The 12,189-nt window shown below is 62.5% G+C and carries 11 protein-coding genes; 8 read left to right on the forward strand and 3 right to left on the reverse strand.

Annotation, left to right across the window (positions count from 1 at the left end; genetic code table 11):
- Positions 1-14 precede the first annotated feature (14 nt).
- From yidC to rpmH, 3 genes are all read right to left on the reverse strand, one after another.
- Positions 15-1,727 carry a membrane protein insertase YidC gene (gene yidC, locus VGM61_RS06440; protein WP_331521918.1) on the reverse strand — a complete coding sequence of 571 codons (1,713 nt, stop codon included), beginning with the start codon at positions 1,725-1,727 and terminating at the stop codon, positions 15-17.
- Between the two features lie 61 nt (positions 1,728-1,788).
- Positions 1,789-2,169, reverse strand: a complete 381-nt coding sequence (gene rnpA, locus VGM61_RS06445) for a ribonuclease P protein component (RefSeq protein ID WP_331521919.1) — start codon at positions 2,167-2,169, stop codon at positions 1,789-1,791.
- Positions 2,170-2,180: 11 nt separating this feature from the next.
- On the reverse strand, positions 2,181-2,315 hold the full coding sequence (gene rpmH, locus VGM61_RS06450; protein WP_331521920.1) for a 50S ribosomal protein L34: 135 nt from the start codon (positions 2,313-2,315) through the stop codon (positions 2,181-2,183).
- 176 nt (positions 2,316-2,491) lie between these two features.
- Between rpmH and dnaA the strand changes: the two genes are divergently transcribed.
- From dnaA to VGM61_RS06490, 8 genes are all read left to right on the forward strand, one after another.
- Positions 2,492-3,838, forward strand: a complete 1,347-nt coding sequence (gene dnaA, locus VGM61_RS06455) for a chromosomal replication initiator protein DnaA (protein ID WP_331521921.1) — start codon at positions 2,492-2,494, stop codon at positions 3,836-3,838.
- Positions 3,839-4,042: 204 nt separating this feature from the next.
- Complete coding sequence (dnaN, locus tag VGM61_RS06460; RefSeq protein ID WP_331521922.1) at positions 4,043-5,143, forward strand: DNA polymerase III subunit beta; 1,101 nt, start codon at positions 4,043-4,045, stop codon at positions 5,141-5,143.
- Positions 5,144-5,225: 82 nt separating this feature from the next.
- Positions 5,226-6,308 (forward strand): DNA replication/repair protein RecF, encoded by a 1,083-nt coding sequence (gene recF, locus VGM61_RS06465; RefSeq protein WP_331521923.1) that lies wholly within the window; start codon positions 5,226-5,228, stop codon positions 6,306-6,308.
- 56 nt (positions 6,309-6,364) lie between these two features.
- A complete protein-coding gene (gyrB, locus tag VGM61_RS06470; protein ID WP_331521924.1) occupies positions 6,365-8,785 on the forward strand; it encodes a DNA topoisomerase (ATP-hydrolyzing) subunit B in 2,421 nt (806 codons plus the stop codon).
- A gap of 221 nt (positions 8,786-9,006) precedes the next feature.
- Positions 9,007-10,293 (forward strand): tetratricopeptide repeat protein, encoded by a 1,287-nt coding sequence (locus VGM61_RS06475; RefSeq protein ID WP_331521925.1) that lies wholly within the window; start codon positions 9,007-9,009, stop codon positions 10,291-10,293.
- Positions 10,294-10,602: 309 nt separating this feature from the next.
- Positions 10,603-11,163, forward strand: a complete 561-nt coding sequence (locus VGM61_RS06480; RefSeq protein WP_414694808.1) for an energy transducer TonB — start codon at positions 10,603-10,605, stop codon at positions 11,161-11,163.
- Between the two features lie 61 nt (positions 11,164-11,224).
- Positions 11,225-11,992, forward strand: coding sequence for a MotA/TolQ/ExbB proton channel family protein (locus VGM61_RS06485; protein WP_331521928.1), 768 nt, complete (start codon positions 11,225-11,227; stop codon positions 11,990-11,992).
- Positions 11,993-12,003: 11 nt separating this feature from the next.
- The coding region (locus VGM61_RS06490) for a biopolymer transporter ExbD (protein ID WP_331521929.1) at positions 12,004-12,189 on the forward strand (186 nt) is incomplete at its 3' end.

The raw sequence follows: 12,189 nt of genomic DNA on the forward strand, positions 1-12,189 counted from the left end.
CCCCGCGTTTTTCCTCAAGACGTTTTCAGTTTCGTATCCGCGCGGTCGACGCTCCGCGTGATGAAGTACTGCTGCGTAAGGCTGGTGGCGCCGTTGATGATCCAGTACAGCACCAGGCCTGCCGGGAAGAAGGCGAATACCACCGCGAAGATCAGCGGCATCACCTTCATCATCTTGGCCTGGGTCGGGTCCATGCCCACGGCAGGCGTGAGGAACTGCGTGGCCATGGTGATCAGCACGTAGATCGCCGGCAGGATAAACAGCGGATCGGGTGAGGAAAGATCGTGGATCCAGCCGAAGAACGGCGCGTGGCGCAGCTCCACGCTTTCCATCAGCACGCGGTATAGGCCGATGAACACCGGGAAGGTGATCAGGATCGGCAGGCAACCGGACATCGGGTTGACCTTCTCTTTCTTGTACAGCTCGAGCATGGCCTGCTGCATCTTGGCCTTGTCGTCGCCGTAGCGTTCCTTCAGCGCGGCCACGCGCGGCTGCAGCTTGCGCATGCGTGCGCCGGAACGGAACTGCGCATCGGTGAGCTTGAACAGCGCGGCCTTGAGCAACAGCACCAGGATGATGATCGCCACGCCCCAGTTACCGGAGATCGAATGCAGCTTCGACAGTGCCCAGTGCAGCGGCTGGGAGATCGCGGTGAGCCAGCCGTAGTTGGTGGAAAGCTCAAGGCCCGGCGCGATGGCGTTCAACGTACCTTGCAGCTTCGGGCCGATATACAGGCGGGCGGTGCTGTCATTCGCCTGGCCCGGTGCCACCGTGATGGCCGGGCCGAAGGCACGGATCAGATACCGCGGGTGCGCGGTGTCGGGGTCGAGCACCTTGGTGGAGTACGCCACGGCTTCGGTCGCCGGCGGGATCCAGCCGACGAAGAAGTAATGCTGGATCATCGCGCTCCAGCCGCCGGTGATCGGGCGGTCGAGCGGCTTCTTGATGAACTCGGCGAACGGCATCGACTCGTATTTTTCGTCGGGGCTATACCAGGCGGCGCCGAAGAAACTATGCGAGGACGGGTCGGTGTAGGAGGTCCACCAGCCTGCCGGCTTGGGCTGGTCCACGCGCTGCAGCTGCTGGTAGGCATTGCCCGTCCAGGTGCTGCTGCCGCCGTTTTCGATGTGCTGGTCGAAGCCGATGACGTAACTGCCACGGGTGAACTTGTAGCTCTTGGTCACCTTCAGGCCGTTGTCGCCCGTCCAGGTGAGGTCCACGCCCAGCTGGTTCTGCCCATCGGCCAGGGCATAGCTGGTCTGTTCGGCGTGGAACAACGCGCGGTGATCGGGAGCGGCGCCGGTGGTGCTGACCAGGCCATCCTGTGCGGCGAAGTAGTGGTCGGTGGAATCGTTGAGCAGGCGCACCGGTGGCGGCGCCGGATTCTTCTTGGTGACCGGCGAATCCGGATAGGCCAGGAGTTCAGCGCGGACGAGGCTGCCGCCGCGGGTGTCGATGGTCAGGCGCAGCACGTCGGTGGTGACGGTGACAAGCTGTGCCGCTGGCGCTGCCGGCGCATTGGCCTTGTCGACGGACGCCGCGTTGGCGGCGGCCGGCACGGCCCCGGCGCTGCTGCTGGAGACCGCCGGCACGCCACCATCGACGGACGCCGTGGCAGCGGGTGCAGCTACGGGCGGTGGCGGGGCGTAATCCTTCTGCCAGGCTTCCATCAGCAGGTAGGAGACGGCGATGAGCGCCATGAGAATGAACAGCCGCGATTGATTCATTGCTTGGACGTGTCCGGTGGCGCGACGGGCACAGTCGCGGAACGAAAGGAAGAGTGGAGGTTCAGCCCGCGATTGTGCCGGGAGGCTGTGCCGCCTTCAACGGCCGCACCTGGGCAAAAAGCTCATCAAGCTCGGCAAGAAGCTCCGCGCCCGAGCACTCAAGCGCGATGGTGCGGGCGGTCACGACGATATCAACCGGGGGCAAGCCGGGAAGGGCGCGGCGAAACGACTCACGCGCCAGGCGTTTGAGGCGGTTGCGATCAACCGCACGCTTGGAAACACGCTTGGAAATGGCAAGGCCCATGCGGGCAGTGCCAACCTCGTTGTTTCCGTAGCGCAAAATAAAACAGCGGCCGCTGGAGCGGCCGCTGGCCTGGCGAAGCGTGTCGAAGTCGGCGGCGCGCCGTAGCCGCGCCTCGCGCGGCATGCCGGCAGCAGCCATCTGCAGGCTTCTTACGGGATCAGGTGCTTGCGACCCTTGGCGCGGCGAGCGCTGAGGATCTTGCGGCCGTCTTTCGTGGCCATGCGGGCACGAAAACCGTGGGTACGGGCGCGCTTGAGGACGCTGGGCTGAAATGTCCGCTTCATGGCGAAGTCCGTGTGTCTGGAGGGAAAAAGGTTGGAAAGTATGGGAAGTTTTTGGCGCGCTGTCAAACACATGGGTCCGGCCGCTGGCCGGGCGGTGCCCGGAGGGGACGCCCCTTGCTGGTAGACTCCACTGTCCTTCCCGCGTCCCGCGGGAGACAAGCCTAGACCGAACCCTGATGAGTGAACTTTGGCGGCGCTGCCTTGAGCGTCTGGAAGGCGAATTGAGCGCCGAGGATCTGCATACCTGGCTGATGCCCTTGCAGGCCCGCGAAGATATCAATGGATTGCATCTTTTCGCACCCAATCCGTACACCCTGGACGCCGTACGCGAGCAATACCTGCCCACCATCCGTGGCGTGGTGGATCACCTGGCCGGCCGGGAGATCCCCGTGCGCCTTGAGGTGGGTTCGAGCGCGCCACGCCCGGCCCCGCCGCGTCCGGCCTCGTCGCAGCCCAGCGCCGTGCGCTCGCCGGAACCTTCCTTGCCGGCCGAGCCCGAATACACCCACAACCTCGACCCGCACTACACGTTCGAGACCTTCGTGGAAGGCAAGTCGAACCAGCTGGGCAAGGCTGCCGCGATGCAGGTGGCGATGAACCCGGGACGGGCCTATAACCCGCTGCTGCTGTACGGCGGCACGGGCCTGGGCAAGACCCACCTGATGCACGCCGCGGGCAACCTGATCGTGGCCAACAACCCCGGCACGCGGGTGCTGTACCTGCGTTCGGAGCAGTTCGTCAGCGGCATGGTGCGGGCCCTGCAAACGAAAAGCATGGACGAGTTCAAGCGCCGCTTTCGCTCGGTGGATGCGTTGCTGATCGACGATATCCAGTTCTTCGCCGGCAAGGACACCACGCAGGAGGAATTCTTCCACACCTTCAACGCGCTGTTTGAAGCCAAGCAGCAGATCATCCTGACCTGCGACCGCTATCCCAAGGAACTGGACAAGCTCGAGCCGCGGCTGAAGTCGCGCCTGGGCTGGGGTTTGTCGGTGGCGATCGAACCGCCCGACTTCGAAACGCGTGCGGCGATCCTGCTGTCCAAATCGCACGACAAGGGCATGGCTGTATCCGAAGACGTCGCCATGCTGCTGGCGCGCCGGATCCGCTCCAATGTGCGCGACCTGGAAGGCGCGCTCAACACGCTGGCGGCCCGGGCGAACTTCTACGGCAAGCCGATCACCACGGATTTCGCCGAAGAAACCCTGCGGGATCTGCTCAACACGCACGCGCAGGCCGTGACGGTACCGAACATCCAGAAGACGGTGGCCGACTATTACCAGGTGCGCCTGTCCGACCTCCTGTCCAAGCGCCGTGTGCGCTCGCTGGCGAGACCCCGGCAGGTGGCCATGGCGTTGTCCAAGGAACTGACCGAACACAGCCTGCCGGAGATTGGCGAGGCTTTCGGCGGGCGTGACCACACCACGGTGCTGCATGCCTGCCGCACCATCCGCGGCTTCTGCGAGAAGGACGTTCGCATGCGCCAGGACTGGGAACAGCTGATTCGTATATTAACGGGCTGACAAGGTGTGGATAATAGTTGGGTAACCGCAGGTGCCCGACTTATCCACAGATCACACACAGTCGTTGAACCAAACGATACAGCTTGAAACATTCGGTTAAGTTTTTGATTTTGAAGGTTTTACCGGGTTTTTTCGAGTTACGCACAGCACCTACAACCACCACTAAATACATCTTAAAAACAAAAAAGCAGGAGTAGGGGACGCATGCAATTCAGCATCCAACGGGAAGTTCTGCTAAAGCCCCTGCAACAGGTGGTGGGAGTGGTGGAGCGTCGGCAAACCTTGCCGGTGCTCGCTAACCTGCTGGTCCAGGCCTCGGGGGAGCGCGTTTCATTCACCGGCACCGACCTTGAAGTGGAAATGATCGCCAGCACCCCGGCGACCAGCGTCCAGGACGGCGAAGTCACGATTCCGGCACGCAAGCTCTTCGACATCGTCCGGGCACTTCCCGACGGTGCCAAGATCGACGTGAAGCTCAACGGCGAGCGAGTCGCCCTGAATGCCGGGCGTAGCCGGTTCACGCTCGCCACCCTGCCGAGCACCGAATTCCCGGTGATCGACGAGATCGAGCTGGTGGAACGGGTCACCCTTCCCGAGGAAGTCCTCCGCGACCTGATGGACCGTACGTCCTTCGCCATGGCCAACCAGGACGTCCGTTATTACTTGAACGGCATGCTGCTGGACCTCCAGGAACACACCTTGCGTTGCGTGGCCACCGACGGCCATCGCCTGGCGCTGAAGCAGACCCAGCTGGAAAGCTCGGTGGCCGCACGTCGCCAGATCATCATCCCGCGCAAGGGTGTCAATGAACTGGTGGGCCTGTTCGAGACGGGTGAGGGTTCGGTGGAGATCGAATTTGGCCGGAATCACCTGCGTGTGCGCCGTGGCGACGTGGTGTTTACCTCCAAGCTGATCGACGGTCGTTTCCCGGACTACGAAGCGGTGATCCCGCTCGGTGCCGATAAAACAGCCACGATCGACCGGGAAGTGCTGCGAAGCGCCTTGCAGCGCGCCGCCATCCTGTCCAACGAGAAGTACCGCGGCGTGAAGCTGGAACTCAGTCCCGGCAAGTTGCGTATCGTGGCGCACAACCCCGAGCAGGAAGAAGCCGTCGAGGAAGTGGAATGCGAGACGTCGGTGTCTGATCTGGCCGTGGGCTTCAATGTGGGCTATCTGCTCGACGCCCTGGGTGCACTGCGTGGCGAAAGCGTGCGCTTGAGCCTGCGCGATGCGCAATCGAGCTGCCTGCTGCAGGAAGAAGGCAGCGAAGACGCCCGCCACGTGATCATGCCGCTACGCCTGTGACACCACCGGCAGCCGCTTGCCGGAAGCCGACGCCGGGACGGTCCTTCGACCTCCCGGCGTCTTTCGTTGTGGGGCTGGTGCGATGAATATCGATACCTTGCGCATCGTCAACCTTCGATCACTGTCGGATGTTTCGCTTTCGCTGGCCTCGGGGATGAATCTTTTCACCGGCTCCAACGGAGCCGGCAAAACCAGCGTGCTGGAGGCGGCCTACCTTCTTTCACACGCCGGGTCGTTTCGCGCCGGCAGCCGGGAAAACCTGATCAGTCGCGGTGCCGCAGGATTCTCGGTATTCGCTGAGGTGTCGCTAGCGTCGGGGACGCGCCATCGCCTCGGATTCGGCAAAGAGGGCGGAAAGTGGTCGGCGCGCGTGGATGGGGCCCCAGCGTCCAGCTTTGGCGCGCTGGTACAGCACGCCGCTGTCGTCTGTTTCGAACCCGGATCGCACGCACTCATTGCCGGGCCCTCCGAGGAGCGGCGTCGATTCCTCGACTGGGGTGTGTTCCACGTGGAACAAGATTTCCTGCTGGCTTGGCGCCGTTACCAGCGCGCCCTGAAACAGCGGAACAGCCTGCTGCGGCAGGGTGGGTCGGTGGATCCTGGCCTTCTGGAGCCCTGGGAGGTCGAACTGGCGCAGTCAGGCCAGGCCATCGATAGCCATCGGGCGTCCTACCTGGAACAGCTTCGGCTCCATCTGGCCCGATACGCCTCGGCACTGCTTCCGGAGTTGGGTGCGGTGGAACTGGTGTATCGGCGGGGCTGGCCGGACGACCTCAACCTGGACGAGGCCCTGCGGGTTCGTCGGGAGCGCGATCAGGGTCGTGGCCATACCACGGTGGGTAGCCACAGGGCGGACTGGTCCATTCACTTCGAAAACGCGCCACTACGGGAGCATTTGTCCCGGGGCCAGGAGAAACTCACGGCGATGGCTGCCCTGCTTTCGCAAGCATCGCTTTATGCGGCGAACCGCGGCGAATGGCCTGTTATCTGCCTCGATGATCTTGCATCTGAGCTCGATCGTACTCATCAAGAGTGGGTAGTAGGGCAGTTACTTGAGCACCGGGCGCAGGTGCTCATCACCGGCACGGACGTCCCATCAGCGCTTGAGACGGTCCCAGTGACGATGTTCCACGTGGAACAAGGCCACGTCGCCGCCCTGCTATAATTGATCGAATGCCCGATCCGCGCCTCCGGCGCGGCGGTGCCTGTCTGGATGGGTGCATGACTGACCAAACATACGATTCAAGCAACATCAAGGTTCTGAAAGGCCTGGATGCCGTCCGTAAGCGTCCTGGCATGTACATTGGCGACACCGATGACGGCACCGGCCTGCACCATATGGTGTTCGAGGTGGTGGATAACGCCATCGACGAGGCCCTGGCGGGCTATTGCGACCAGGTTGACGTGATCATCCACGACGATGGCTCCGTGAGCGTCCGAGACAATGGTCGCGGCATTCCGGTGGATATCCACCCGGAAGAGGGCAAGTCCACCGCCGAAGTGGTGATGACGGTCCTGCACGCCGGCGGCAAGTTCGACGCCAATTCCTACAAGGTATCCGGCGGCCTGCACGGCGTGGGCGTCTCGGTGGTCAATGCCCTTAGCGCCAAGCTGTGGCTCACCATTTATCGCGATGACCAGGAATACGTCCAGGAATATGCCGACGGCGAGCCGCTGTATCCCATCAAGACGGTCGGACCGTCGTCGCTTCGCGGCACGTTGGTGCGCTTCCTGCCCAGCACCGTCACCTTTACCAGCCACAACGAATTCCATTACGACATCCTGGCCAAGCGCTTACGCGAGCTGGCATTCCTCAATTCCGGCGTCACCATCCATCTTTCCGATGAGCGGAACGAGCGCAGCGACACGTTTGCCTACGAAGGCGGCATCCGTTCGTTCGTGCAGCACCTCTCGGAACTGAAGCAGCCGCTGCATCCGAACGTGATCAGCATCAACACCACGCAAGACGACATCACCGTTGAAGTCGCCATGCAGTGGACCGATGCGTACCAGGAAACGATGTTCTGCTTCACCAACAACATCCCGCAGCGCGACGGTGGCACCCACCTCACCGGTTTCCGCACCGCGCTCACCCGTACCCTGCAGGGCTACATCGAGCGGGAAGGCCTGGCCAAGAACGCCAAGCTCACCAGCTTGTCCGGCGACGACATGCGTGAAGGCATGATCGCCGTGCTCTCGGTAAAGGTGCCCGACCCGAAGTTCTCCTCGCAGACCAAGGACAAACTGGTCTCCAGCGAGGTCAAGACCGTGGTGGAGCAGGTGGTGAACGACAAGTTCTCCGAATACCTGCTCGAGCATCCGGCCGAGGCCAAGATCATCGCCTCGAAGGTGGTGGACGCCGCCCGAGCCCGCGAAGCCGCCCGCAAGGCCCGCGAAATGACCCGCCGCAAGGGCGCGCTGGACATTGCCGGCCTGCCGGGCAAGCTCGCCGACTGCCAGGAAAAGGATCCGGCCCTGTCGGAAATATTCCTGGTCGAGGGTGACTCCGCCGGTGGCTCGGCCAAGCAGGGCCGCAACCGCAAGACCCAGGCCGTGCTGCCATTGAAGGGCAAGATCCTCAATGTGGAGAAAGCCCGCTTCGACAAGATGATCAGTTCTGCCGAGGTCGGCACGCTGATCACCGCGCTGGGCACCGGTATCGGGAAAGACGAATACAACCCCGATAAGCTCCGTTACCACCACATCATCATCATGACCGACGCGGACGTGGACGGATCCCACATCCGCACGCTGCTGCTCACCTTTTTCTACCGGCAGATGCCCGAGCTGATCGAGCGCGGCCACGTGTACATCGGCCTGCCGCCGCTTTACAAGGTAAAGCAGGGCAAGCAGGAGATGTACATCAAGGACGACGCCACCTTGAACAACTACCTGATCTCCAGCGCGGTGGATAACGCCAGCCTGGTCTACAGCCCGGACGCGCCACCGATCACCGGTGAGGCCCTGGAAAAACTGTTGAAGGATTACCAGTCCGCGCTCGACCAGATCGGTCGCATGGCGCACCGTTACGATTCCGCGGCCTTCACCGGCATGCTGGAGCAGCCGGTGCTCACCGAGGCGCATTGGCAGGATCCGGCCATGATGGCTTCATGGCTCGAGGGCGTGGCCAAGGGCCTCAATACCAGCGGCCTGGGTCGGCCGAGCTATCGCATGGCGCTTCGTCCGGCGGCGGGCGAACAGTCCGCGGCGATCGAGATCGTGCGCACCCAGCACGGCCTGGACCACACCTGGTTGCTGCCCCAGTCGTTCTTCAACGGCCCTGAATTCCGCCCCATCCGTGTCGTGGCTGAGGCGGTGGCCGGCATGATCCAGGCCGACGCCGTGGTTCGGCGCGGCAACGCTTCACGTGGCGTCCTGCGCTTTGTCGAGGCCCGCAACTGGCTGCTCGACGAAGCGAAGAAGGGTCGTGCCATCCAGCGCTTCAAGGGCCTGGGCGAAATGAACCCCGAGCAGCTGTGGGAAACCACGGTAAATCCGGAAACCCGCCGCATGCTCCAGGTGGGCATCGAAGACGCCGTGGCCGCCGACCAGATGTTCTCCATGCTGATGGGCGAAGCGGTGGAGCCGCGCCGCGAGTTCATCGAGGCGAACGCGCTGAGGGTCGCCAACCTCGACGTCTGAGGGTTCGTGGACCGTCCCGCTGCAACAGCGGGGCGGTACGAATGCACAAAAAATTCCCTTGTACGACAATATGTTTCGTGGCGCGTCAACGTTTATATAACAAGCCATTGTTTTGACACGCCTTTTTTTGCGGCACCGCAACTTGTTCCAGCTGCGCTGCCGGGTTACCCTCTCGGGTCCCCCATCGCGTTCAGGCGCGATGCCAACAAAAGGTGAGGCGAATGAAACAGGGTTCCCTTCTGAAAGCACTTGCGTGTGCCGCGTTCCTGGCCACGCTGGCCGCAACACCGGCCATCGCGAAAGACACCAAGGACGCTCCCAAGCAGGAAGCGCTGTACCCCAACGCCACGCGCGCCGAGCCCAAGCTCGACCCGATCGACAAGAAAGAAGCCGACTCGCTCAACCAGGGCTTGCAGGCGGCGCAGGATAACGACGACGCCAAGGCGCAGCAGTTGTTGCAGCCGATCGCCGATGGCTCGAAGAGCAAGTATGCGCAGGCGCTGGCAACCCAGGCGCTGGCCAACATCAAGTACAACGGTGGCGACAAGAAGGGCGGCATCGAACTGTTGAAGAAATCCCTCGACAGCAACGCGCTGCCGAACGACACGTATTTCCAGTTGCAGTTCAACCTGGCCCAGTACTACGCCGGCGACGAACAATATCCGCAGGCGCAGCAGACGCTGCAGCAGTGGCGCGACCAGGGCAAGAAGGACACTGCCGAAGCCCACGGTCTTGAAGGCATGATCGACTACCGGATGGAGAAATATCCGGAAGCCATCGCCGCCATCAACAAAGCCAAGACGATGACCGACAAACCGAATCCGCAGTGGGACCAGATCCTGCTTGCCAGCTATTCGGAAACCGGCCAGACCGATCAGGTTTCCAAGCTCGCCTCCGACCAGCTGGCGAAGAATCCCGGTGATGCCACGGCGCTGCGCAATGCCAGCGCGGTACTGCTGCAACAGCAAAAGTATCCCGAGGCGATCAAGCTGCTCGAACAGGCGCGCAGCAACGGCACGCTCAACGACGAAACCGATTGGCAGAATCTCGCCAAGTCGTACATGTTGCTCGCGCAGGACGGTACCGATGCCAAGGGCAATGGCGCCAAAGCCATTGCCGTCGTCGAAGACGGCATGAGCAAGGGCAAGATGCAGAAGTCCGCAGAGAACTACAAGCTACAGGGCGACGCTGCGATCCTCGGTGAGAACGAAGCAGGTTCGGTCCAGTACTACCAGAAGGCCGAACCGCTCTCCAAGGATGGCGAGGTGGGCCTTGCCATGGCGCGCGTGCAGCTGCAGCAGAACCAGTACTCCGCTGCAAAGAAATCCGTCACCGCCGCGATTGCAAAGGGTGTCAAACACAAGGGCAGCGCATACATGGTGCTGGCCGAGAGCGAGCGTGGGCTGAAGAACAAGCCCGCCGCTGTTGCCGCGATGAAACAGGCAGCCCAGGACCCGGAAACGGCGTCCAAGGCCAATGCCTGGCTCAAGCAGGCGGCAGCGAAGTAAAAGCCAGGTAAAGGCATTGGTAAAAATGCGCCGAAGGGGCGCGAATAGACGTCCATATAACGCCCCTTCGCTGCTATACAAATGCCATAAGCTGGTGTACCGTTGATTACTTTCCGCCCAGGCGTTCAGGCGAAGTTCGCAGTGTCAATGCGGCTTTGCCGACAATCCCTGTGCGATCCGACTTCCGATCGACTTGCTTGATAGTGAAAGATGGCCTCAAGTAACGAATTAACCGGCCAAGCGCCGTTCAGCTGGGGACGCACGAGCGCGTTGGCGGTAGCCGTCGCGATTCATGCGGTCGGCTTCCTCATGCTGGTTGCGCCCGCCACCCCTCCCAAGCAGCAGGAGAAAGAGAAAGAGCGCGTGGTGAACGTCGATTTCATCGAACCGCCGCCGCCTCCTCCTCCCCCGCCGCCTCCGCCGCCCGAGCCGCCGAAGCAGCCGCCGCCGAAGATCATCCAGCAGGTCAAGCCACCGCCGACACCGCCGCCGCCGACACCGCCGCCGGCAGTTGAGGAAGCGACCAACAATCCGCAGCCCGCTCCGCCACCCGCGCCCCCGGCTCCGCCGGCTCCGCCCGCGGCGATCGAAGCGAGTTCGGATCTGTCTTACCAGAGCCGCAATCCGCCCAAGTACCCGCCGCAGGCCGTACGCCAGCGTCATGAAGGTACCGTCGTGTTGTTGGTGCTGGTGGCCGTCGACGGCTCTGCCAAGGATGTGAAGGTCGATAAGTCCAGCGGGTTCCGCGAGCTGGACCAGGCCGCGGTACAGGCCGCACAGCGCTGGAAGTTCAATCCGGCAAAGCGCGGTGGACAAGTGGTCGAGGGCTATGCTCGCGTCCCGGTAACATTCAATCTCAGCCAGACCTGAGCACTTCTTTCTAGTGCGCTTGTCTATCAAAGTTCACGCTTGACTTCCCAAGGGTAGCGTTATGTTGCAAGACACCTCCGCTTCTGCTGCTCCGGCAGCACAGTCCAACGCCGAAGCCATGAAGGCCATGGGCTTCGATCACCTTATCCACAACTTCGATCCCCTTGGTTGGATCGTCTTTGTGACCCTGGTGATCATGTCCTTCTCTTCCTGGTACTTCATCATCGCCAACGCGATCCGCAACGGCATGGTTCGTGGCCGCGCCGAACGCGTGATCCAGGGCTTCTGGGGCAACAACTCCACGCAGGACGCGATCCGCGTACTCGAGGAACAGCCCAAGGGCGAACCGTTCTCCAAGATCGCACTGGACGCCGCTTCCGCGGTTGCCCATCACCAGCAGGCTGCTGGTGGCCGTCTTGCCGAAACGCTTTCGCGCTCGGAGTTCATCGACCGCGCACTGCGCCAGGCCGTCGCTCGCGAAAGCCTGCGCCTGGAGGGTGGCCTCACCCTGCTGGCAACGGTCGGTTCGTCCGCGCCGTTCATCGGTCTGCTCGGTACGGTGTGGGGTATCTACCACGCGCTGATCCGCATCTCCTCGTCGGGCGATGCCTCGATGCAGGCGGTGGCCGGCCCCGTCGGCGAAGCGCTGATCATGACCGCCTTCGGTCTGTTCACCGCCATCCCGGCCGTGCTTGCATACAATTTCTTCAACCGCTCCAACCGCCTGACCTACGCCCGTTTCGACGAGTTCGCGCACGACCTGCACGACTACTTCGCTACTGGCGCACGCGTCGAAGCCGGTGTGGCTCCGGTCGTCGTCAAGAAGTGAGGTTCTGACCCATGTCCATGAGCACCGGGGGCAACAGCGGCGGCCCCATGTCGGAGATCAACGTCACGCCCCTCGTGGACGTGATGCTGGTGCTCCTGATCATCTTCATGATCACGGCGCCGCTGATGACGCATCGGATCAAGATTGACCTGCCCAAGGCCAATCCGAACGTCAAGGAAGAAGTCAACGTAGAGCCG

This window comes from Pinirhizobacter sp., assembly GCF_036499745.1.
Taxonomy (GTDB): Bacteria; Pseudomonadota; Gammaproteobacteria; order Xanthomonadales; family Rhodanobacteraceae; genus Pinirhizobacter.